Here is a 23,166-nt window from a genome sequence, read left to right as displayed (position 1 = left end):
ACCGACGACGAAATGGAAGCATTAATATCCTTAACAGTGTTTGGTATAGCACTTATCTATACCGAACTATTGAAAAATAAGAAGAAGCTGCAGGTATCCGTTGCCCTTTTAGGGGTGCTGGTTACCGCCGCGCTTACCTTCATGTGCTGGAACAACCCAACAACCTACTTCAACCGCCTATGCGTGGTTAACAACTTTGCCGTAGGCTTTAACGGCGCCATGCTGCTAAGCTTAGCGCTGATACTGGGCGTTTCGGGCTACTACTACCGCAACTTTAAGGAACACGTAAGCGAGATATTCGGGTTGATGTTCTTCTCGGTGTTTGGCGGATACCTTATCACCGGGTACAGCAGCCTTATCATGCTCTACCTGGGCATCGAGACGCTATCGATACCTCTTTACGTTTTGGCAGGTACCCGCAAGCAATCGTACCGCTCCAACGAGGCATCGTTTAAGTACTTTATGATGGGCTCGTTTGCCTCTACGATTATGCTCCTAGGCATTGCGCTGCTCTACGGTGCAACTGGAACCTTTAGCGTAGATGTATACAGCAGCTACCTGACCTCGACACCACAGGTGCCAACCATCTTTTACATGGGCGTGCTGCTCATCCTAGTTGGTATGCTGTTTAAGGTGGCCGCCATGCCCTTCCACTTTTGGGCTCCCGACGTATACGACGGCTCGCCAACCATCATCACCTCGTTTATGGCAACCGTGGTTAAGATTGCCGCCTTTGCCGCCTTCTACCTGCTCTTCTCGAAAGCGCTAATAGGTGTAATGAATATCTGGAGCCCCGTGATATGGGCTGCAGCACTGCTTACCCTTATTGCCAGCAACGTAGTTGCCATCAACCAAACCAGCGTAAAGCGCCTAATGGCCTACGCCAGCATCTCCAGCTCGGGATTCCTGCTGCTGGCAATTCTGGCAAGCAATGCCACATCGGCATCGGCCATACTCTACTACATGGTAGCCTATGCCGTTTCGGCGATCCCCGCATTTGCCGTGATTATCGCCATCCGCAAGGTTAACTGCGGCGACGACTCGTACGATGCCTTCAACGGATTGGTGAAGCGTAGCCCCCTACTGGCCTTCACCTTTGCCATTGCCCTGCTATCGCTAGCTGGTATTCCTATCACCGCCGGATTCTTTGCCAAGTACTACCTGTTTCTGGCAGCCATCCAAAGCGGCTTCATCTGGATTACCATTGTGGCCGTTGCGGCAGCCCTGCTGGGTATCTACTACTTCTTCCGCCTGCTCAACCGCATCTTCCTTGCCGAAAGCAACGCGGCCCCCATTGAGGTTCCCCTTGCAACCAAGCTGGTGCTCATCATCTCGTCGATTATTACCATTGTGCTGGGTGTTGCGCCAGGGCTCATTACCGGACTAATCTAGCCAATAGGTTACCCTTCATAAAAACACCCGATAGGCAGAGCGCTTATCGGGTGTTTTTGTATAAGGGGCTGTTGTAAATGTTGGATAAACAGGAAAAGGCTACAAAAAGTAGTCGGAATAGGGCTCGCACTCCGAGAAGTACTGGGAGGGCGTTTTGCCCGACAGCTTCTTGTAGTCCGATATCATGTGCGACTGGTCGTAGTAGCCGCACCTGTACGCCAGCTCGGTTAACGACAGGTCGGCATGCTGCTGCTTCTCGAACAGGGTACTCTGAAACCGCACGGCCCGCAAAAACTGCTTGGGCGATGCGCCAATGTACGACAGGAAAGAGCGCTCGAGCTGCTTTCGGCTTAGGCATGCCTCCGAGGCAAGCTCGTCGATAGCCACCATTCCTCGCTGCCGGTTTACCAGAGCGAGGCAGTGGGCCATCCGGTTTACCTCGTACTCCTTGCTGCTCTTCCGTAGCTGGTTCAGCAGAAAGCGCTCGGCAATACCAACCCTTCCCTCAAACGTGCAAGCCTCGTACAAGCGGCACTCCAACTCGGCAACCGCATCTTTTACCAGAAGCTTTAGGGGGATACTTTGGTCGAAGAGCTCGTTGGCCCGGATATCAAAAAACATGCTTGCCCCGTGGGGGTGGAAGGATATGGTAAACATGGAGAGCGGCTCGGAGATGGCCAGGTCGTAGAACCCATTTTGCTGACCGCTCAGGATGGAGGTATCCTGCAAATGCCGGCTGCTATCGATAACCGATGGATGCGCCCCCAGGTAGAACATCAGCTCCATGAGCCCGTTGGGCACAATGCGCTGGATATGCTCTGCCCCACCCGCTACGCAGCTTTCTATAGCCCAGTACTGCTTTACGAAGAGGGACAGGGGATACGATGGCGTTGCGGTTTGGTAGTTCACGGCGTGGGAATTTGTGGTAAAGGTAGATGTTTTCCGAAAAAGGGGCAATTCCCTAATGGAACCACCCCTCCAATATTTCTAGCTATCGCCGTACAGGCCAACCTTGTTCCCCTCGCTGTCGATGAACAGGGCAAAGTAGCCGCGCCCCTCTACCTCGATCTTGGTTTTGGGTTGAACCACCTTGCCACCATTCGCCACCACTCGTCGGAGGGCACCATCCAAGTCGTTGCCGGTATTGAGGCTTACCAAAGTACCCTCCTTTGATGGTTTAAAATCGGGAGCATACGCAATTGATCCATCGCCCGAGGGGAAGCACGCCATCTTCTCGGTTCCACACTCAAACGCCTCCAGCTCGATGCCCAGCACGGCATTGTAGAACTTTACGGCCCTCTTAAAATCGGCTGCGGGGATGTCTACCCACGTCACTAGCTTTTCCATTTCTCTTGCTGTTAAGATTAAACATTCGATAACGGTGCAAAAGTAGGCTTGGGCTAAAGAGCAAAATTGTAAAATTGCGACATTGTGCCACGCGATGGCAGCACCATTAACCGAGCAAGAAGCCGTAGCGTTTAGGACCACCGCTTTATGAACCGCTTGCCAAAATTGGCCATCTCCGCCTCCCTCCTTTCAATAGCATTTTTACAATTAACTATCTTTTTATATTTTTAGGCCGAAACTTAATCTTTTTTAAACCAATACCAATTACAAATGGCACTACGTAAGTACCGAGGCACCGATGTACAGATGCTGCTGGCATTGGGCCAAATTGCCGACCACGGCGTAGAGCACGTTGAGGTTCTCAGCGCACGCCGTCCACAGTGGAAGAATCCGTACTTCCCCAACCTAAAAGCAACGATTACCGCCGCCCTCAGCAAAAATGTTGGGGTAGATCCTCTCGCACAAGTTAAGGAAGCAACCGCCTCCGTAGACAGCACCCTCGAAGCCGCCCACCGCGGGCTTATGAACCTAAAGGTTGAAATTGAGGTTGGCTTTACGAAAAACCCAACCCACATGGATGCCCTTCTCACGCTCCTCGGCCTTAAGCAGCTGAAGGCTAAGAACAGCAAGCAGTCTACCTACATCGACACCATGCTTACCCTAAAGAAAAACCTCACCCCTACCGTTAAGGCCGAGCTGGTGGAGGCCGGATCGAATCCCGATGCCATCGATGCGCTGCTGCTACAAGCCATGCAGCTCGTAGCGGCCAACGAAAAGCAGGAAGGGCTAAAGACCAACCGTAAGGGGACAAACTCGGTTAACGTGGATGAGCTCAACGCCATCTACGAAGAGGTGATATCGGTATGCAAGCTGGTTGACACCTACTTTGTAGGCAACGATACGCTACTGGAAAAGTTCAACTTCGTTAAGGCGCTAAAGGATCAGGGATACGTTCCACCCGTAAAGAAGAAGACCCCTCCCAAAACGGACAACAAGTAAGCACCCCTCTCGCATAAAAAAAGCGGCAACCACTTCTGGTTGCCGCTTTTTTACACCCATATCCAGTTGGCAAACGTGCATTTCGAGAACCAGCACATGATTTTAGCCTAGCTAAATGTGCATCTGCCAATACAAAGCGTGCATTTAAAGAGATATACCGTGTAGTTAGCAATTCAGAGCATGTGGCTAGGTAATCAGAACGTGTGGCTGGAAATTCAGAGCATGCGGCTAGACAATCAGAACGTGTGGCTGGAAATTTAGAGCGTGCGGCGAAACAATTAGAGCGTGTGGCTGGAAATTTAGAGCATGCGGCTAAACAATCAGAGCGTGCAGAAGGAAATTTAGAGCATGCGGCTAAACAATCAGAACGTGCAGAAGGAAATTCAGAGCATGCGGCTAAACAATCAGAACGTGCAGAAGGAAATTCAGAGCATGCGGCTAAACATTTAGAGCATGCATTTCGAAAGGTAGCATGTGCAGCAGGACGCCTGCCACATGCAGGTAGGCAGCCAGCGCCACCAGAACCCTTATACTCGCGAGGAGTACCCTACTCGTTCCTCCTATTCTTCTTTCCCAGCACAGCTCCAGCAATGTACATAACGCCCCCAAGCGTTAGGGATATCGCCTCAACCGACTTCTCGCTTACGTACAGGTAGCCATTCCAAACGATCAGCAGCAGCCCCACGCCTGCGAGAATGTACCCGATCACCAGTTTTGCTTTCATCCGAGAGCTAGCTCAGGAGATGAATCGTCGCCGAAATCAGGAGCCTTACGCATCCTCGTCGTCAAAGATCCGGTCGCGCAGGTCGGGCCGCTTTTCCCAAAGCTCCTGCAGCTTTTCCGAGAACTCCTTGTAGGGCATGTGCAGGTCCTCCTCCGGGAATTCGAACTGGATGAACGTGGAGATATGGTCGCACCGCATCATGTAGTCCTGGTAATCCTCGCGGATATGAACGGCGTATATGATCCACCCATCGTGGTTCAGCTCGAGGAGCTCCTTGAAGTGCTTGAAGAGTATGGGCTGAACAATATCGTAGAACTCCCGCTGGCGCCCCTCCTTCCAGTCAAAGGCCTCCTGCGCCTCCTTGCGGTCTTCCTCTATCATCTGCTGCTTCTGCTCGTCGGTGAGCCAATTAAACTGGTCGAAGAACGACTCCTCCAGCACCCTAGGCGTATCCGGGCGGGCATAGAAATCGACCAGCTTCTCGAAGTCGGTATACTTCTCGCGCAGGTCCACCCCAGCATTTTCGTCGTACACCAGCTCGTAGAGGCGCACCAGCAGGTAGGGCCCAACCAAGCCGGCAATCCTATCCAGCTCGTCCAGCACGGCCTGCCGCGTCTCCTTCTTGATGATGGGGTACTGCTTATCCATCAGCTTTCGGATGGGCGGGGTAAGCTCCCGCATCGCCTTACAGAATACGTTGGTGTGGAAGCACTGCACCTCCACATCGTCGTAGCCGGTTGTCCGCAGCTCTACTGGAAAGTACATGAAGTAGGTATCGAACCAATCCTCAAATTCGGTCCTCTCGTATTCCTCTTCGTCGTCTTCGCTATCGTCAAACATACCGCATAAGTTTGGGTTGAACAATGTAGAACCGCTACGGGCCTATTCATCGAGGTCGCCGGTCTCCTCCTTTCCGTTATCATGCTTGTGCAGTAGCAAATTTAGCATGCTAGAGATTAAGGCCTTCATGTGATCGGAATATTTTGCAGCGAGGGAGGAAAAGGCCATTTGAAGCGTAACGCCCAGCAGCTGCTTCAGCATATTTGGGGGGGGCGAGGTGGTAATGTCCGCTATTTTTTTAGAGATGAACCGGGAGACAACAAGCAGCATTGCTTCGATAAAATCGGTTTGCACGTCGTGCGAGGCCACTATGTCATGCAGCGTTTTTCTGATAATATTGGTGGGCTTCAAGCTCTCGTAGGCAACGTAGAGCTGCTCCTTGAGTTCTTTCATCTCGGCCGATCGCCTTTCTTCTAGCTGTAGTATCTGTTCCTTGAGTTGGTCTGCTGCGTCGGGCTTCCTCATTGCGCCGTTTTTTTAAGAAGTTGCCTAATGATCAGATTCCGGAGCGGTCGCTTAATCCAGCGCATCCGGCATATAAATATCGTTACCGCAACAAGGGCAAAGAATGCTCCGACCATAAAGAACCCCATGTAGGGCTTGCCCATGGCAGTGCCAACCCATATCGCCAGCCCAATGCTCAGAAGTATGAAGGAGAAAACAACAGGCACCACAACCGCCCATATGCTAGCCACCGACGAAATTGCTTCGGATGCTTTATCCACGCCCTTTAGCTTAAGCAATTCGATGTTCGTCTTGCCATACTGCTGCGTTTTCTCTATAAGCGATTCTACCTGTAATGTTTTATCCTCCATACGCTGTTTGGGGTTTAAGCTGGTATTAACTCGTTCATCTCCGAGAGAGGAACTTTCGGCTAGGTTGTAGCCTCCTCTTCCTCGCCACCGCCATGCTTCCCGGCAAGGTCATCTACAATTTTGGAGAAGCGTTCCTTGATATCCTCCGCCACATCGTGGCTCTTTTTGGATATCTTCCTACGAGTTTCGCATCCCTTATCGGGCGCAAACAAAACGCCGATGAGCGCACCTACAGCTACGCCTGCCAATACGCCTACTACAATCTTTCCCGTGCTCATCTCATATTAGGTTTTAATGATTAAACTTACCATAGGAGTAACAGCTGGCTAATGCTTATAGAAAAAAATACACCGTGTAAATGTGTTAAATTTCCGAATAGGGCAGCGCTGATATCCCTTCGTTAAGATGATGATAGGCAATTTGCAAACGTTCTCGTTTTGTATAATTTCGCCACAAAAAAATTAGAATGAGAAGCATCCTAACCTATGCCATCTTTGCCGTACTTTCGCTTCAGGCGGTAGCAGCAGCAGCCGAAAGTGTCGACTCTACAGCCGCAAAGCCAAGCGACTTGTCGCTCTCGCTCGAGGTTAAATCGCGCCACGCCTGGCGTGGAGGCCTTACCACCCGCAGCTGGAACATGCAGCCAACCCTCGAGTACGCCGGCATCAAAAACCTAACGCTTGGTGCCTGGGGATGCTACACCATAAACAACGAGTACGCCGAGGTTGACCTCTACGCCGCTTACGGCCTAGGCCCATTTTGCGTTACGGTGTACGACTACTTTAACCCCATGCCCAACGAGGATGCGCAGAGCCACCACTTCTTCAACTTCGACAAAAAGGTTACGGGACACCTTATTGATGCCACCATCGACTATGCCTTCGGCAGCATTCCGCTAAAGCTGATGGCCAGCACCATTGTTTACGGAGCCGACCTTAACGATAGCGGGCATAACCGATACTCCACCTACTTCGAGGCGAGCTACGAGCATACGCTTGGCAGCGGGCAAACCATCAGCTACTTTGTTGGAGGCACCCCACACACGAGCATGTACTACAGCAATGCCAACGTGGTAAATGTAGGCATGAAGGTATCGCAGGATGTAAAGATTGGCAGCTACACGCTTCCCGTAAACGGATCGATCATCGTAAATCCGGCTAGGGGAAACACCTACTTCATTGTTGGCTTTTGCCCCTTCTAGCGTTAACCTGAAGTATCAGGTATCAAGACGCAAGTATTAAGACGATGTTTTGCAAAACATTTTGGGTAATGCTTCGGAAAAAATAGAAAAGGGCTGTTGCGATGGTGCAACGGTCTCCTTTATTTCTGGCTATCATAAAAACCCGCTGCATCATCCCTTTTGATTGCTAAAAAGTAAATGTTACCGCCTTAGGCAGGAGCCAACCAAGGCAGCTTATTCTCAAGGCATAACCATTCCCCTCTTCGGGTGCAATGGGAAACGGCATCGGCAAGCGAACCCCGATTGATACCCCATTTTTGCTATCTTCACCCGAGCTAACGGGCAAAGCCCCTGATTGGGAACAGGTGGCGCCCCTACAAGCACTAAATGGCTGATGATTCTTTTAATTTAAATCGATACTACTATGAGAAAGCTAATTCTAGCAGCGGTTGTTGCCTGTGCTGCACTTTTCACCACCTCGTGCGATAAGGATAACGATGGAAACATCATTATCCCAGCCATAAGCGCCACCATCGACGGCCAAGAGTGGATGGGACTTGCCCCAAAGGGTTTACTAACCAGCGGGGTGCTAACCATCGCCAGCACATCGCTCGATGGCAAGGCTATTGATATCACCGTAAAGGGAGATAAGGAGGGTACCTACAAGCTTGAAATTGGTTATGCTCAATGCCTAGCATTATACAAGCCATCGCTGCTAACCACCACAGAAGCATCTTTGGCCAGCACCACCGGCAAGGTTGTTATTACCAAGTTCGATACCACCAAGAAAAGGGTTTCGGGAACATTTGAGTTTACGCTTGTCAACACATCGCTTACCGCCACTGCACAAATCACCAAGGGAACCTTCACCGATGTGTCGTACACTACGGTGCAGTAGAACCTAAGCAAAGAATAGCAAAGCTCCGCTCCGCAATGATTCGCTCATTCGGAACGGAGCTTTTTCTTTTCTACCCCTAGGCCTCATCGTCCTAAAAAATAGAAAGGAAGCGAGGGGTGACCTCTTCATCGGCCTAAAAAATGAAAAGGAAGCGGGGGATGACCTCTTCATCGACCAAAAAATGAAAAGGAAGCGGGGGGTGACCATTTCATCGGCCTAAAAAATGGAAAGGAAGCGGGGGGTGACCTCTTCATCGACCTAAAAAACGGAAAGGAAGCGGGGGATGACCTCTTCATCGACCTAAAAAATGAAAAGGAAGCAAGGGGTGACCTCTTCATCGACCTAAAAAACGAAAAGGAAGCGGGGGATGACCTCTTCATCGACCTAAAAAATGAAAAGGAAGCAAGGGGTGACCATTTCATCGACCTAAAAAATGGAAAGGAAGCAGGGGATGCATCTGCGAATATGCTACTTTTGCCTCCCAGCAGCAGGCTGACATCGGCTGCTGGCGTTTCAGGAATCACCAAAAAATATGGAAAGATGAAGCATAGAGCAACCCTACTACTAGCCCTACTGGCCATCCCGGCATGCCAGGCGCTAGCCCAGCTGTCGCAAGTTGGACTAGGATGGGCGAAGAATGCCGTCAACGCTCCCGTTTTCCGGAAGAACTCCGTGGTGTCGTTCAACGGCACGCAGTACACGGCCTACTACGACTCCACCGCGCACCTGGTGGTGGCCAAGCGGAAGTACCCCAGCAACCACTGGGAGGTCAGGCAAACCAAGTTCACCGGCAAGGTGAGCGACGCACACAACTCCATCAGCATTATGGTGGATGGCGACGGCTACCTGCATGTGGCCTGGGACCACCACAACAACCAGCTCCGCTACTGCAAAAGCCTTTCGCCAAACTCGCTCGACATGTCGGAGCTATCGCCCATGGTAGGTACCCAGGAGAACGATGTAACCTACCCCGAATTCTTTAAGCTGCCCAGCGGCGACCTCCTGTTCATGTACCGATACGGCATATCGGGCAACGGCAACCTGATCATCAACAAGTACAGCATAAAGGAAAAAACATGGAAGCGCCTACACGATGTGCTGATTGACGGCGAAGGCGAACGGAATGCCTACTGGCAGGCATGCGTCGATGCGAGGGGCACCATCCACATCTCGTGGGTTTGGAGGGAGACCTGGGATGTATCCACCAACCACGACCTCTGCTACGCCAAGTCTACCGACGGCGGGCTAACCTGGCAGAACTCCAAGGGGGCTGCCTATAAGCTCCCCATAACCGCAGCTACCGCCGAATACGTTAGCCGCATCCCGCAGAAGAGCGAGCTAATCAACCAAACCTCCATGTGCGCCGACTCGAAGGGGAACGCCTACATTGCCTCCTACTGGAAGCCCAAGGGCGAGCAGGTTCCGCAATACCACCTGGTGTACTACTGCAGCGATAGCGCAAGATGGATCACCAAGCAGGCATCTAACCGGCAAACGGCCTTCTCGCTTAGCGGAGGGGGGACCAAAAAGATTCCCATATCGCGCCCTCAGCTACTGCTAAAGGAGAACAAGGGGAAACCGACCACCATCTACCTCGTTTACCGCGATGCTGAGCGCAACAGCAAGGTATCGCTCAACATTAGCAATGATGCTAGGTATTCGAAGTGGGAGACCTTCGACCTCACCGACTTCTCGGTGAACAGCTGGGAGCCAAGCTACGACACCGAGCTCTGGAAGCAGGCGTCTACGCTAAGCCTATTTGTTCAGAATATGGGGCAAGGCGATGGCGAACACCTGGAGAGCCTCCCTGCCCAGCCGGTATACATCCTATCGCTGCCAGCAAAGCTTAAGGCAAAGAGCAAAGGCTCCTTTACAACCAAGTAAGCCTCGGCACCGAGCTATAAAAAATAAGAGGGTACTCCCAGCGGAGCACCCTCTTATTTTTATACCGTAGCAGCAGTCGCTGCAGGAAGCGGCTAATGCTTTGCGTCTAGTACAACCTTCTTGTAGCGGAGCATTGCCTCAATAAAGTAGTAATCGGCATAGCTTAGCGGAACATCTACTTCCGTCTTTCCGGGAATCGAGCCTACGCTGTGCTTAAGGATAAACCCGCCATTCTTCCCAAGCTCGGCCCTGTAGGGTGCTGCCGATAGGCTTCGAATCTGCTGCTCGGCAATTGCCAGATACCTCTTTGCGGTAGCCTTGTCAACATACTGGCTAAGTTCGATAAGCGCCGAGCAGGTAAGCGCACCTGCCGATGCATCGCGGTAAGCATCGGGGATATTGGGCGCATTGTAGTCCCAGTAGGGAATTTTATCCTCGATAGGCTTCAGCTGCTCCATCACGTATTCGGCAATACGGCGAGCCCAGTCTAGGTACTTCTTGTCCTTCGTCTCGCGGTACATCACCGTGTAACCGTATAGCGCCCATCCTTGCCCTCTCGACCACGACGAGCCATCGGCATACCCCTGCTCGGTTTGCTGCCTGCGCACGCTTCCGTCGGCAAGGTTGTAGTCTACCACATGGAACGAGCTGTAGTCGGGTCGAAAGTGGTTCTCCATGGTAACGTTGGCATGGCTAACGGCAATTTTGTAGAACGACGAATCACCAGACATACGGGTAGCCTCGGCCAGCAGCTCAAGGTTCATCATGTTGTCGATAATAACAGGGCATTGCCACCCCCTATTTTTATTCCACGAGACAATATCCCACGACTGAATGCATCCAACCTTCTCCCTAAAGCGGGTAGAAAGCGACTTAGCTCCGGTAACAAGCACCTCCTTATAGGCCTTGTTTCCCGTTATGCGATAGCCATTGCCAAAGCTGCAGTAGAGCATAAAACCCACATCGTGATTATCGGTGGTGTACTTCTGGTTCTCCACCCTCGCCGTGTACAGCTCGGCCATTTTCTTCACCTGCTCGTTCTTTGAGTACTCGAACAGGTACCACAACGATCCTGGAAAAAAGCCGCTTGTCCACCAGTCGGACTTACAGGTAACCAGCTTACTGTTCCAGTCGGTAGTTTTGGGCAGCAATGTCGATGAATCTTTTAGCGTGTTGGCTAAAAACATGTGCTGCTTTACGGCAAAGTCCATCGAATTCTTTACCACTTCGGACATAGGCTGCACCCGAGGCTTTTGGCCCATCAGCGCACCCGAAATGCATAGCGCAATAAGAATAGTAACTCCCTTCTTCATTTCCATAGGTTTAAATACGCCGATTCTCCATCCAAATTTAGGCATCCTATTTCCTAAGAAGGAAACCTAAACTATCAGCTAAGGAGTACAGCTTCTAAATTTTACTGATTTCGCCAAAGATATACGAAGCAGTACAAATTACAAACCCCACCAAGGAGTCTCCTTAATGGGGTTTCCATAAATAAGAAATGGCCGCTACTGCCGCACCTGCCCATTACCCTCCACAATCCACTTGTACGAGGTTAGCTCCTCCACTCCCATCGGACCACGAGCATGCAGCTTCTGGGTGCTGATACCAATCTCGGCACCGAGCCCAAACTGGGCGCCATCGGTAAATGCAGTTGATGCGTTGGCGTACACCGCAGCAGCATCAACCCTCTTTAGGAATTGATCCACCCGATCCTTATCCTCCGAGATGATAGCCTCGCTATGCTTGGAGCTGTAGGTGGCAATATGGTCGAGCGCCTCATCAAACGAGTTAACCGTTTTAATGGACATCTTGTAGTCCAAGAACTCGGTTCCGAAATGCTCGTCAGCAGCATGCTGAAGTAATTCTGCAGGGTAATTCTCGTCAAGGGCAACATAGGCTCTGGCATCGGCGTATATGGTTACCTTTTTCTCCGCAAGCTTGGCGCAAAGAAATGGCAAATCAGGAAGCCGCTCCCTATCGATAACCAGGCAGTCGAGCGCATTGCATACGCTTACCCGGCGGGTTTTTGCGTTGGTGATAATAGCTTGCCCCCTTGCCGAATCGCCAGAACTCTCGAAGTAGGTATGGCAGATGCCGGCTCCTGTCTCTATAATAGGAATTGAAGAGTGCTTTCGTACAAAATTGATGAGTGCTTGACCTCCACGAGGGATAATAACATCCACCAAGCCATTTGCCGAAAGCAGCTCGGCAGCGGCAACCCTATCAATTGGCAGCAGGTTTACAATGTTCGTATCAACCCCGAAATCGGTAAGCACACTCTTTATCAAAGACACAATGGCAACATTCGAATGATGGGCATCCGAGCCTCCTTTCAGGATGGTAGCGTTGCCCGACTTAAGGCAGAGCGCAAACACATCGAACGTAACGTTAGGACGTGCCTCGAAGATAACCCCTACAACCCCCAGCGGCACCGACACCTTGGTTAGCTTTAGCCCATTGGCTAGCGTTCGCTGCTCTCTGATCCGATTTAAAGGAGAAGGTAGCTCCGCCACATTCCGCAGATCGCTAGCGATAGCCTCAATGCGCTCCCCACTTAGCAGCAAACGGTCGTACCTAGGATCGTCGTATCTCATTGCTGCCGCATCTTTGGCATTTGCCTTAAGAATGACATCAGCGTGGGCAATCGCTCTATCGGCAACAGCATTCAGGATGCTGCCTACAAGAGCATCATCCAGGAAGCCCACCGCTCTCGATGCCCGTTGCGTATTTTCCAGTATCGATTTAATGCTACCCATTCTAATGGTATTATATTAAAAGGAGATGGATGTAATATTGCACCTCTACCATTTGTCCCTTGAGTTACTCGGGAAGGTAGAGATAGTCGTAGTGAATAAACGGCTTTGCCTTTTTGCTGCCAAGCAGCGCCTGGGTTTTAACCGAATCGTACTGAGCCTTGCCAACACCCAGCTGGTTACCCTTAGCATCGTAAATAGAAACCAGATCGCCCTTCTTGAAGTACCCCTCCACCGAGTCGATACCGATAAGCAGCAGGCTGGAAGCCTTATCGGAAAGCAGCACCTCGCGTGCACCATCGTTCACCACAACAGCCCCCTTGGCAAAACTCTCGGAGTGGGCGAGCCACTTCTTGATGGTTGACGAAGGCTTAACCGATGGAACAAAGTGCGTATTGGGCACGTCCTTGTTGCTGTCGAGCAAATCTACCAGCACATTCTCGCGTTTGCCGTTGGCGATATGCACGTTGATACCCTGCTTGGCAATCTTACGGGCAATGCTAGCCTTGGTAATCATGCCACCACGGCCAAACTCCGATTTAGTTTCGCTGATGTAATCCGACAGTCCCTTGGCGTTATCCTTTACCTCACGAATAAGCGTAGAGTCGGGTTCGCTAGGATGCCCCGTATAGACACCATCGACATTGCTAAGGATGATGAGCGCCTCGAACCCCATCATAGAGGCGATAAGCCCCGAAAGCTCGTCGTTGTCAGTAAACATCAGCTCGGTAATGGAGATGGTGTCGTTCTCGTTAATTATAGGAATAACCCCATTCTCCAGAAGCGTCGTCAAGCAGTTCTTCATGTTGAGGTAGTGCCTGCGGTCCTTAAAGTTTTCCTTAGTAGTAAGCACCTGCGCGCAGGTAATGCCGCACTCGCGAAACAGGTCGTAGTAGCGGTTGATGAGGCGCACCTGCCCAATAGCCGACCACAGCTGGCGAGAGGAGACGTCGTCGAGCTTACGCGCCGGCTGCAGCTCGCTGCGCCCTGCCGCTACTGCCCCCGACGAAATTAGCACAACCTCTACCCCCTCCTTTTTCAGCCTCGAAAGCTGATCGACCAGCGCAGCCATACGTGCCACGTCGAGCATCTTATCGGCTCGCGTAAGCACGTTGCTACCAACCTTTACGGCTACCCGTTTATAGCGCGCATCCATACTACTTCTTTTTATCTATCTTCTTGTACGATGTTACAAGTCCTTGAATAAGCGATGAACTGAATCCCTGATGCTCCATCTCGTTAAGCCCCGATATGGTAATGCCCATTGGCGTAGTTACCTTATCGATCTCCCTCTCGGGATGGTGACCCGATTTCAAAATAAGCTCACTTGCCCCCTTCATTGTTTGAGCGGTAATAAACTGAGCCATCTCGGCGCTAAAGCCAATCTCGATTCCGCCCTGCGTTGCGGCACGCATAAAGCGCAGCGCAAAGGCAATACCGCACGATCCGAGCACCGTAGCTGCCGCCATCAGCTCCTCGTTGATAATTGCCGTGGAGCCTAACCCATTAAACAGCGATTCTACGATATCCTGCTTATCGCTCCACTTCTTGTCGAAGGCAATACAGGTCATCGACTCGCCAAGGGCAATAGCGGTGTTGGGCATCGCCCTGAAAACAGGGACTTCGGTACCGGCAGCTTTCTGCAGCTCGGCTAGATTTACTCCGGCAACAAACGACACCACAATCTTACCCGAATTTAGCGCCCCCTTTACTTCTTGTAAAACATCAATAACCTGATAAGGTTTTATGGCAAGTATAATGATATCGCAAGCGGCTACCGCATCGACGTTGCTCGATAGCACGTTAACCTTTCTCTCCTTTAGGTGGTCGAGCAGATGGGTTCTGCGCCGAGTGATGTACACATTCTCGGCAGCCATTGTTTGAGTGTGAAGAATTCCCTCAACAAGGGCTGAGCCCAAGTTTCCTCCGCCAATAATGGCAACTTTTTTTTCGTTCATAGTCCTTCGGTATATTTTCTAGTCGATCTCCTGATCGTACTTCTTGCAAAGATCGCAAATTCCCCTGTAAGGGCAAGCCAGCTCGTGGGTCGTGCAAGGCTCTATAATCCTAGGGGTGTAGTATAGCGCCTTCGAATCGTCGAGCCACAGGTCGCGAAGAAAGGTGTAGCGCATATGCAAGGGCAAATTTGCAGGAAACGCCACAATTTTACCTAGCGCATTAAAGGCATTCTCTAGCGCATTGGCTAGCGAGCCCGCTTGCTCGTGGCTAAGCGTAGCCACCTCAGGCAGTCCAACCCTTTCGACCTTATACCTGCGGTTGAAGATACCGAAGTAGGTACTAATGGATAGGGCTTGGTTTTTTACCTTTTGTGATTTGGTGGTTGCCGCGGAGGATATTACTGAACCCATTTCGGCAATATCCACAATACGCCTTAGCGATTGGTTTATGCAAAGTTCCATAACGAAAAAAATATTGAAGGATGAAAAAAGTTTACTTACCCAAGGGAGGTGGGGGATGCGCGGTTGCTACCGCACTTTTTGCCAAAAGCGCCGTGCAAATCTTTCCGGGTAATTTCGATGATACTGGTTAATCATAGTTGAAGATTGTGACACGATTCGAGGGCAATATAGAAACTAAAATCACACCTGATACCGAACCTATATTTTATTACTATTCTTTAACAGCACCCTAAACCTAAACAGGGGGACGGCAGCAAAAACATACAGTTTATCTTAACATCACCCCAAAACAAAGCACCCCACAAAAGCAAAAACCAGAAAGAGGTTTCATCTTTCAGGTTTCAATATGTAAGTTTTCTACAATACATAAATATCCTACGGACAATAGCTGTACTGTAAAAGTACCGCGTGGCGGTTATAGTTTGGTTTTATAACGAAAAGGGTAGGTATTAGTGATGAGTTAACCCTTTTCTTAGAGAATATATTCAACCCCTTGGGGGTTGTTTTCATCTTCCGATCAAATTCCCCGAGTTTCACTCGGGGCTATTAAAGTTAAAGCCCTTACGGGCTTCAAGTAGTAGAGATGATAGGTTGATTCTATACTAATGTAGAGTATTATCGCATAATGGTTGCTAATCTACAATCCGAAAGGATTGAATTCTAATAGCCCCGCATGCAATGCGGGGAAACAAAGTCTAGTATAATCACAACCGCAGCGCGGTTGAATAGCGAAATGAAAAGAGGACATTCCTCACCCAAAACGTTATGAGCCTATAGTTTTGTAAAGTTCCCTTCCACCCTTATTGTTCTTATTCTCCGAAAAGAAATGTTGTAATATTTTTACAGATGCACGTCCGTGCCTTTCCTCGCCCTACTCGTGGCTGCTATAGTAGCGCATAAACTGCGACCGCTCGTAAACACCCAGGTCGCCCAGATTTCTAGGGTTCATCAAGCCCCTAAAGTCTTCTATCGACTCGTACTGATGCCGATCCATCCATCCGCCAATAGAATCGAGCATCTCGCCAATGGTACTAAGCCCTTTTTTGTAGAGCACCGAGCAAACCTCCACCACGGTGGCTCCGGCAAGCAGCTGCTTGATGGCCGCCTCGCCGCCGTGAATGCCCGTTGATGCGGCAACATCAATCGTAGGAACTGCCGCCGAAACAATGCCCACCCAGCGCAACGACTCGCGGATGTCGGAGGGCGTACTGTAGACGCTGGCCGACCCTACCTCCAGGGTTTCGATGTTGATATCGGGCTCGTAGAAGCGGTTGAAGAGCACCACCCCGTTAATCTTACGGAAGTAGAGCTGATCGACCATGTGGGGAATGCTGGTGAAGGTCTTGGCCATCTTCACCGATAGCGGAATGGAAACAATGCTGCGCAGCCTGGTGGCGATGGCCAGGTACTGCTCCTCGTACGCTGCCGCATTCAGCTCCTTTTTCGATGCTAGGAAGTAGATGTTCAGCTCCAGCGCATCGGCACCGGCGGCCTCTATCCGCTTGGCGAAGTTCACCCACTCGCCCACCGAGGTGCAGCTAATGCTGGCGATTACGGGAATCGACACCGCCATTTTTGCCTCGCGAATCAGCGTCAGGTACTCCTCCACCGAGTTGTTCACGGCGTAGCTCATGATGTAGTCGTGGGCCTCGGGGTAGTCGCCCTCGCGCTCGTAGGCGTGCGCATCGTGGGTAAGCTGCTCCTGAAAAAGCGACTTAAGCACCACCGCAGCGGCACCGGCATCCTCCATCTTTTTTATGTTTTCGACGGATGATGTCAAGCCCGAGCTGCTTACGACTACTGGATTTTTAAGGGATAGCCCAAGATACCTTACGCCTAATGATTTCATGGCCAAATGTCGTTTTGATGAATCACCAGACAAGTTATGAAATCATCGGGAGGAATGCACCTAAGGATTGGGCATAAAGCCCATATCGCTAAACGAATGTGATTTTTGAAAGAAGATTGATGGTAAACACTAGGGGCTGTTTTTCCTCTCGCTTAGGCAATGTCATTAACTTAAGCATATCGTTCAATCAGCGCTGTCATTCCGGGCTTGTCCCGGGATCTCCTGAGGATATAAAATTGCATTCTGGAGGAGATCCCGGCCCATAGCCGTCAAGCTAAGCCTGAATTCAAAAGGATAAATGCCCAATAGCAGCACGTTATCCCCTCCTCGGGAGGGGTAGGGGTGGGTTAAGAACGCGAAGAGAAGCGGGAAATGTTTATTTAAACGAACAAACCCACCCCCTGCCCCTCCAAGGAGGGGATAACCAATTTCAATCATGCACTAATGCTTGATATCTATCTTTATCCTTTCAAAACGTAGCACTAAGCATCCTTAGCTTGACGGCTATGGATCCCGGCCTTCGCCATGGTGTTTACGGAAGAAGGTTATACGAAACTGCTAAACTTGCCTCCCTAAAAAGAACCGTCTTATTTTAAGTACACCCGCCCGCCAAAGATTGCCGAGCCCACGCGTACCATGGTGCTGCCCTCCTCGATGGCAATGCGGAAATCGTCCGACATGCCCATCGAGATCTCCTTAAACGAGGGCTCGCTGGCGTAGTACTTCTGCTTGATCTTCGTATATATCTCCTTAAGGTTGTGGAACTCGCCGCGCACCTGCTCCACGTTGTCGGTAAAGGTGGCCATGCCCATCACGCCCACCATGCGGACGTTGCGGAGTTCGGCCAGCGCGCCCGATTCGAGGAGCTCCGCCAGCTCGGCGTAGTCGAAGCCAAACTTGGTCTCCTCCTGGGCGATGTACATCTGAAAGAGGCAGTCGATTACGCGGCCACACTTGGCGGCCTCCTTGTCGATTACCGCCAGCAGCTTGGGCGAATCTACCGAGTGGATGAGCGCCACAAACGGCGCGATGTACTTCACCTTGTTGGTTTGCAGGTGGCCAATCATGTGCCACTCGATATCCTTGGGCAGGTCGGCCCACTTCTGGGTTAGCTCCTGCGGCTTGTTCTCGCCAAACACGCGCTGCCCGGCCTGGTAGGCCTCCTCGATGGCCTCGTTGGGCTTGGTCTTCGATACGGCTATCAGCGTTACGCCGGCAGGCACGTCCTTTCTTATCTCGCTTAGGTTTTCTCTTACGCTCATCTCGCTCTGTTTTTTCGGCACCAAAGGTACCAAAGGCGGAGGAATTGCGAAGGGGTGCTGCTCGTTTTTGTGCAGCTATTCGGAAGGTAGACGAAAAAGATTTCGCGTTTTCCCCCTAGCTGCTGCATCAATTCGAGACGCACTGCTCGCGTCTCTAAATTGCCATCCCCGTTCCACCAAACAAAAAGCCCCTCGCCGAACGACGAAGGGCCTACCTGTGCCTTGGTTTGTAATAGGTTTAGTGCTTCTTACTTACTTGTTAGGTTGATCTTTCTTAGGTTTACTCTCCGCCTTGCGGGCACGCGTAAAGAACTCCTTAAGCGCATTGTAGCTAGCCTCGGCACCAGGGGTGTCCGAGCGACGTTTGAAATCAATATACCGGTAAAGTACCAACGAATCGTTGTAGTTATCGTAGTCGTGCATCATCTTGGCGCTCTCGAAACGGCTGATGATACCATTGGCAAGCAGCAGAACGCTCTCGTAGAACATCCGTGCGCTATAGTCCTTTTCGTACTCTACCCAGTCCACCTCTAGCGGAGCCAGCTGTGGGTTAATAGTCTTAATCTCTCTAGACTTGTTGATAAAGAGCTTATTCTTTTCGTTAACCGAACCGAAGAAGCCCCGTTTATCCGCATTCAGATCAGGTAGCTTAGCATCAACAATAGCCTTAATGCTGTTTAGGGCCGTATTTATCGTCTTCTTTTCCTCCTCCGTGAGAAGGTCTACAATTACATTAGAATCCATAATTTATTCATTTTTTAAGGCACAGGTAACGTGCGATATTAGTATTTTTTAGGTTTACTACAAAGTATTGCCATCTTTATTTTTCATTTCATCAAAAATAGTAGGCGCATACCATGCACACCTACTGTCCTATATCGATTATACATGTCGAGCATTCCCAAAACGGCAACTATTAACATCCACTATGCACGAGCTGCTGCAATTAGCAAACGGTAACACCTCCGATAGGCATTGGAACACCCCCAATACCCGAGCAACCACCCCTACACGCCCTTGGTTTAGGTTCGGAACCTAAACGGACCACCTGTATAGGTGGTTCCGACCACCTCCATAGGTGTTCCGTACCACCTTCGAGGCCCATCCGACCACCTCTATAGGTGGTAGCGACCACCCCAACAGGTGTATCGGACCACCTGTATAGGTATTCCCGACCACCTCCATAGGTGTTCCGTACCACCTTCGAGGCCCAACCGACCACCCTTGTAGGTGGTAGCGATTACCCCAACAGGTGTAACAAACCACCTTGGAGGCTCACCATTGCACCTAGTATTCAAACCCGAGGCTTGGCTTAGCCTTGTGGATGCTTTTTCATACAGCTAACAAGTACAACGGCACAAAATAATGCCTACTTTAGCCGCCAATCTTTATTATCAAAAACCTTAGAAAACGGATTTGGTAGTGGACTATTTTAGTTAAGTTCCAATTCGGGATAAAAAGTTGTGTTTGTTGCGAAATAGAATTGGAATGAGGAACTACGTTTGTTTTTCGATTTTTGGATAATGTAGTAGTTACGACTCAATATTAATATAATCATAATGTAAATACAATTACACGAGAACACCCAATATAACAAGTAACAAATCAACGCTAAAAAAACTAACATGAAAATTAGAACATCTTTAAAACGAAATTCAATCATTTTCTTTTCAACAAGTATTATTGTCTTGTCTATTTACTCTTATTATCAGAAAACAAACATTGAGCATCTTGAAAGCAGAATTGACACATTAAACAATAATTTCAGGACTCTAGTTTTAAAAGATTCTTCTTTTATTGATAGAATAAAACTAATCCAATTCAAAGAAGATTCTTATATAAAGCAATTAGATAGAGATACAAATCTCATACTTTGGTTTATTGCAATTGTTTTTGGTTTATTTGGTTTAATATCTTATTCATCTTTCAATAGAAGAGTGCAGATAGTAGAAGAGGACCTTCAAGAAAAATTCAACAATTCAGTAGGTGAGTTAGACCAACTTAAGGATAGCCTAATTAATATTAGAGCAGATTTAGAATCTGAGTCTTCAACTGTAAACTCACAGTTAGCAGAAGGTTTCCTAAAAGAAGGAAATTCTGACTACTATTTATTCTATAGTTTATTATCATTAAACAAAAACGCATCATGTTATTCACGAATATCAAATAACAAACAGCTTTCAGAAGCAACATTAAAGTCCATTACTACACATCTTGTTTGCGTAAATTCAAAATTAGACACTATTAAACCTAAGCCTAAAATATCAGAAGATACATACTTAAACATAACTTATAGTATAAGATCTATAAACGACATCGAATTGATTGAATTATTATCAACAACCAATAGGTTAATTACTATAGAAAAAAACATGTCGTAATTAAAAATACCCTAGTTCGCCGTAGCCTAAATCGAAGTAAAGGTTCGGCAACCTTTGCATTGTCCGTCGAACATAAATAGAGGATTTAAGCAGAAGGCAATCGTGGTTATTTCGTAGAGCCGTTGTACTGCAACGGCTCTACCACTACAATACAGCATAAGAAAAACAAACACCTATAATAACAAGTACACATCTATGAGACTACTACTATGCATGGCAATCGCCTGCTCAACCTCCGCCTTTGGCCAAATGTTCATCAAATCCAAGGAAGCCGACAAGCAGGATAGCCTTTTTATGCTAAACCTAGGTAAGCCCTATCCGGCCTTCACCGCTACAACGCTAGAAGGGAAAACGGTTACGGAAAAGGAGATGATCGGGAAGGTCACCTTTATTAACTTCTGGTGGCAGTTCTGCGGCCCATGCATTGCCGAATTCGATGCGCTAAACGCGCTATACGGCAAGTTTAGGAGCAACCCTAAGTTCCAGTATCTATCCTTTACGTACGATTCCATAAGCGATGCAAAGGAAATGGTACGAAAGCATGGGCTTCCCTACCCGGTCTGCTCGATACCACAAAAGGAATGCTACCGCTTAAATTTCGGGAAAGGATTCCCCACCACCATTATTGTAGACCAAACGGGAAAGGTTGCGTTTCTGGAATCAGGAGGGGGCAAAGACAAAGAGATAGCATCGCAACTGGTGCTGCAATTCGAAAAGGAAATTGAGAAGCTGCTGGAGAAGGAATAGCTTTGCACACGAGCAAGCCCTAACAGGTTTTAAGGTCCTGTCAGGGCTACAAGCATAAAAGGTCGCCCCGAAAACGAGGCGACCTTTTAATTTGATCTAACGCCAAAATCTAAATTTTAAAATCTAGCGTCTATTATCTAATGTCTAACATCTAACGTCTTCTTCCCTAGCCCAACAGGTAGTACAGCCCTAAGAATATCCCACACGAAAGGACTACGGTAACCGGGATGGTTATCACCCAAGCAATAAGAATGTTCTTTATGGTTTTTTGCTGTAGATTCTCTAAGCCTCCCTGCGAAACCATGGTACCCGCAATACCCGAAGAGAGGACATGGGTGGTACTTACCGGAAGCCCGAACACGGAGGATAGGCCAATAGTACTGGATGCCACTATCTCGGCACTAGCGCCCTGAGCATAGGAGAGGTGCGATTTGCCGATCTTCTCCCCGATGGTCACCACAATGCGCTTCCACCCGATCATCGTACCCAAACCTAACGCCATCGACACCAATAGTAATACGGGCCATGGGGCGTACTCGGTAAACTCCTTTAACGTCTTTATATTCTTGCTTAACCCCTTATATTCGCTCTCAGTTAGGCCAATCGCGGCATTGTCCTTATTGGCCTTAAGGATGGTTTCGTACGATTTGCTCATCAGCACGATGTCGTTGCGAACCTTTAAACGGTTTTCCGCCTTAATCTCATCCTTCACCTCCGATTTTTCGATCTCTGCCTTAATTTCGGCCACCTCAAGCTTAATCGCAGCAAGCTTCTTCTGATGCTCAACGCTAAGGGCGTTAGCATTCATCTTGTTGGTGTACGACTCGATGGCATGGATGTTACCATACATATTACTTACGCTCTTGGAATTATCGAGGGCAAAATATGCTGGTGCTAAGCTGATAAGGATTATCATGATAAGCCCTACACCCTTCTGTCCATCGTTCGAGCCGTGGAAGTAGCTCACGCTGGTGCAGGTAAGCACGAGGATGCTACGAATCCAGAACGGAGGTTTCTTATTGGGGTCGGCCTCTCTAAAAAATCGCTTCTTCTTAACCACCCGTTTAAAGATAAACATCATAAGCATGGCCAACCCGAAACCCAGCAAGGGGGAGAACAGCAACGCAAGACCCGCATCAACCACCTTCTTCCAGTTCAGGGCCACATTGCCATCGACGTTGATGAACATGAAGGCGATACCCACCCCAAAGATGGATCCCAGCAGCGTATGCGAGCTCGAGCAGGGAATCCCAAAATACCAAGTCCCGAGATTCCAAAATATGGCGGTCAGTATAAGCGCAAAGACCATCGCCATATTATGCGCTACGTTTTGATCGACGAGCATCTCGAGGGGGAGCAGGTTAATGATAGCCATGGCCACCGCCAGACCGCCAAAGTATACGCCTAGGAAATTCCAGATCCCCGACCAGATAACGGCCGTACGAGGCTTCAGCGATTTGGTGTAAATAACCGTAGCCACCGCATTGGCGGTATCGTGAAAGCCATTGATGAACTCAAAGGCCAATGCTGCTATAATGCTTACTATAAGCAGTAAGGTCATGCCATCACTCAGTCCAAACATAATTTTAAAATTTAAGCCACAAAGGTACCAAATCGGACAAGGGGAAAGTTAAGGCAGCGTTTTTAGTATATTAAGATAACGTTAAGTCAA

At 49.3% G+C, this 23,166-nt stretch carries 23 protein-coding genes; 7 read left to right on the top strand and 16 right to left on the bottom strand.

Going from position 1 to position 23,166, the window contains the following annotated elements; all coding sequences use genetic code 11:
• Nucleotides 1-12 precede the first annotated feature (12 nt).
• Nucleotides 13-1,392, top strand: coding sequence for an NADH-quinone oxidoreductase subunit N (locus tag ACHZA1_RS15080; RefSeq protein ID WP_320052690.1), 1,380 nt, complete (start codon nucleotides 13-15; stop codon nucleotides 1,390-1,392).
• A 99-nt stretch (nucleotides 1,393-1,491) separates the two neighbouring features.
• Here the strand turns inward: ACHZA1_RS15080 and ACHZA1_RS15075 are convergent, their stop codons facing one another.
• Both ACHZA1_RS15075 and ACHZA1_RS15070 read right to left on the bottom strand, forming a co-directional pair.
• The gene (locus ACHZA1_RS15075; RefSeq protein WP_320052689.1) at nucleotides 1,492-2,301 is read right to left on the bottom strand and encodes a helix-turn-helix domain-containing protein; all 810 of its coding nucleotides are present in this window, start codon (nucleotides 2,299-2,301) and stop codon (nucleotides 1,492-1,494) included.
• A 78-nt stretch (nucleotides 2,302-2,379) separates the two neighbouring features.
• On the bottom strand, nucleotides 2,380-2,739 hold the full coding sequence (locus tag ACHZA1_RS15070; protein WP_320052688.1) for a VOC family protein: 360 nt from the start codon (nucleotides 2,737-2,739) through the stop codon (nucleotides 2,380-2,382).
• Between the two features lie 270 nt (nucleotides 2,740-3,009).
• On the opposite strand from ACHZA1_RS15070, the gene ACHZA1_RS15065 reads away from it, so the two are divergent.
• A complete protein-coding gene (locus tag ACHZA1_RS15065; protein WP_320052687.1) occupies nucleotides 3,010-3,738 on the top strand; it encodes a hypothetical protein in 729 nt (242 codons plus the stop codon).
• Between the two features lie 547 nt (nucleotides 3,739-4,285).
• On the opposite strand, the gene ACHZA1_RS15060 is transcribed toward ACHZA1_RS15065, so the two are convergent.
• Genes ACHZA1_RS15060 through ACHZA1_RS15040 form a run of 5 tightly spaced genes read right to left on the bottom strand, consistent with a single transcriptional unit; the run spans nucleotide 4,286 to nucleotide 6,395 of the window.
• The gene (locus ACHZA1_RS15060) at nucleotides 4,286-4,462 is read right to left on the bottom strand and encodes a hypothetical protein (RefSeq protein WP_320052686.1); all 177 of its coding nucleotides are present in this window, start codon (nucleotides 4,460-4,462) and stop codon (nucleotides 4,286-4,288) included.
• A gap of 45 nt (nucleotides 4,463-4,507) precedes the next feature.
• On the bottom strand, nucleotides 4,508-5,302 hold the full coding sequence (locus tag ACHZA1_RS15055; RefSeq protein WP_320052685.1) for a hypothetical protein: 795 nt from the start codon (nucleotides 5,300-5,302) through the stop codon (nucleotides 4,508-4,510).
• A gap of 42 nt (nucleotides 5,303-5,344) precedes the next feature.
• A complete protein-coding gene (locus tag ACHZA1_RS15050) occupies nucleotides 5,345-5,767 on the bottom strand; it encodes a hypothetical protein (protein WP_320052684.1) in 423 nt (140 codons plus the stop codon).
• Complete coding sequence (locus ACHZA1_RS15045) at nucleotides 5,764-6,117, bottom strand: phage holin family protein (RefSeq protein ID WP_320052683.1); 354 nt, start codon at nucleotides 6,115-6,117, stop codon at nucleotides 5,764-5,766. Before ACHZA1_RS15045 ends, ACHZA1_RS15050 begins: the two co-directional genes overlap by 4 nt.
• A gap of 59 nt (nucleotides 6,118-6,176) precedes the next feature.
• A complete protein-coding gene (locus tag ACHZA1_RS15040; RefSeq protein WP_320052682.1) occupies nucleotides 6,177-6,395 on the bottom strand; it encodes a YtxH domain-containing protein in 219 nt (72 codons plus the stop codon).
• Nucleotides 6,396-6,583: 188 nt separating this feature from the next.
• On the opposite strand from ACHZA1_RS15040, the gene ACHZA1_RS15035 reads away from it, so the two are divergent.
• From ACHZA1_RS15035 to ACHZA1_RS15025, 3 genes are all read left to right on the top strand, one after another.
• Nucleotides 6,584-7,318 carry a hypothetical protein gene (locus tag ACHZA1_RS15035; RefSeq protein WP_320052681.1) on the top strand — a complete coding sequence of 245 codons (735 nt, stop codon included), beginning with the start codon at nucleotides 6,584-6,586 and terminating at the stop codon, nucleotides 7,316-7,318.
• 403 nt (nucleotides 7,319-7,721) lie between these two features.
• Nucleotides 7,722-8,195, top strand: coding sequence for a DUF6252 family protein (locus ACHZA1_RS15030; protein WP_320052680.1), 474 nt, complete (start codon nucleotides 7,722-7,724; stop codon nucleotides 8,193-8,195).
• A gap of 540 nt (nucleotides 8,196-8,735) precedes the next feature.
• Nucleotides 8,736-10,079, top strand: a complete 1,344-nt coding sequence (locus tag ACHZA1_RS15025) for a BNR repeat-containing protein (RefSeq protein ID WP_320052679.1) — start codon at nucleotides 8,736-8,738, stop codon at nucleotides 10,077-10,079.
• Between the two features lie 92 nt (nucleotides 10,080-10,171).
• On the opposite strand, the gene ACHZA1_RS15020 is transcribed toward ACHZA1_RS15025, so the two are convergent.
• The 8 genes from ACHZA1_RS15020 to ACHZA1_RS14985 all read right to left on the bottom strand — a co-directional run bounded on the left by ACHZA1_RS15020 (nucleotide 10,172) and on the right by ACHZA1_RS14985 (nucleotide 19,110).
• Nucleotides 10,172-11,392, bottom strand: coding sequence for a glycoside hydrolase family 88 protein (locus tag ACHZA1_RS15020; protein ID WP_320052678.1), 1,221 nt, complete (start codon nucleotides 11,390-11,392; stop codon nucleotides 10,172-10,174).
• Between the two features lie 195 nt (nucleotides 11,393-11,587).
• A complete protein-coding gene (locus ACHZA1_RS15015; protein ID WP_320052677.1) occupies nucleotides 11,588-12,838 on the bottom strand; it encodes a glutamate-5-semialdehyde dehydrogenase in 1,251 nt (416 codons plus the stop codon).
• Nucleotides 12,839-12,902: 64 nt separating this feature from the next.
• Nucleotides 12,903-13,991: a glutamate 5-kinase gene (gene proB, locus ACHZA1_RS15010; protein ID WP_320052676.1), complete on the bottom strand. Its 1,089-nt coding sequence runs from the start codon at nucleotides 13,989-13,991 to the stop codon at nucleotides 12,903-12,905.
• Between the two features lies 1 nt (nucleotide 13,992).
• On the bottom strand, nucleotides 13,993-14,793 hold the full coding sequence (proC, locus tag ACHZA1_RS15005) for a pyrroline-5-carboxylate reductase (protein WP_320052675.1): 801 nt from the start codon (nucleotides 14,791-14,793) through the stop codon (nucleotides 13,993-13,995).
• Between the two features lie 18 nt (nucleotides 14,794-14,811).
• Nucleotides 14,812-15,255, bottom strand: coding sequence for a hypothetical protein (locus ACHZA1_RS15000; protein ID WP_320052674.1), 444 nt, complete (start codon nucleotides 15,253-15,255; stop codon nucleotides 14,812-14,814).
• 871 nt (nucleotides 15,256-16,126) lie between these two features.
• Nucleotides 16,127-17,104 carry a dihydroorotate dehydrogenase-like protein gene (locus tag ACHZA1_RS14995; protein ID WP_320052673.1) on the bottom strand — a complete coding sequence of 326 codons (978 nt, stop codon included), beginning with the start codon at nucleotides 17,102-17,104 and terminating at the stop codon, nucleotides 16,127-16,129.
• Between the two features lie 587 nt (nucleotides 17,105-17,691).
• Nucleotides 17,692-18,366: a YggS family pyridoxal phosphate-dependent enzyme gene (locus ACHZA1_RS14990; protein ID WP_320052672.1), complete on the bottom strand. Its 675-nt coding sequence runs from the start codon at nucleotides 18,364-18,366 to the stop codon at nucleotides 17,692-17,694.
• Nucleotides 18,367-18,618: 252 nt separating this feature from the next.
• Nucleotides 18,619-19,110 (bottom strand): hypothetical protein, encoded by a 492-nt coding sequence (locus ACHZA1_RS14985; protein ID WP_320052671.1) that lies wholly within the window; start codon nucleotides 19,108-19,110, stop codon nucleotides 18,619-18,621.
• An 881-nt stretch (nucleotides 19,111-19,991) separates the two neighbouring features.
• On the opposite strand from ACHZA1_RS14985, the gene ACHZA1_RS14980 reads away from it, so the two are divergent.
• Together ACHZA1_RS14980 and ACHZA1_RS14975 are read left to right on the top strand one after the other, a co-directional pair.
• A complete protein-coding gene (locus ACHZA1_RS14980) occupies nucleotides 19,992-20,747 on the top strand; it encodes a hypothetical protein (RefSeq protein ID WP_320052670.1) in 756 nt (251 codons plus the stop codon).
• A 195-nt stretch (nucleotides 20,748-20,942) separates the two neighbouring features.
• Nucleotides 20,943-21,494 carry a TlpA disulfide reductase family protein gene (locus ACHZA1_RS14975; protein WP_320052669.1) on the top strand — a complete coding sequence of 184 codons (552 nt, stop codon included), beginning with the start codon at nucleotides 20,943-20,945 and terminating at the stop codon, nucleotides 21,492-21,494.
• 166 nt (nucleotides 21,495-21,660) lie between these two features.
• Here ACHZA1_RS14975 and ACHZA1_RS14970 read toward each other — a convergent pair whose 3' ends face one another.
• The gene (locus ACHZA1_RS14970) at nucleotides 21,661-23,076 is read right to left on the bottom strand and encodes an inorganic phosphate transporter (RefSeq protein ID WP_320052668.1); all 1,416 of its coding nucleotides are present in this window, start codon (nucleotides 23,074-23,076) and stop codon (nucleotides 21,661-21,663) included.
• Between the last annotated feature and the right edge of the window lie 90 nt (nucleotides 23,077-23,166).

Source organism: uncultured Acetobacteroides sp. (assembly GCF_963667355.2).
Classification (GTDB): Bacteria; Bacteroidota; Bacteroidia; order Bacteroidales; family ZOR0009; genus Acetobacteroides.
The sequence above is the reverse complement of the archived record's forward strand: the minus strand, read 5'-3'. Positions and strand labels throughout refer to the sequence as shown.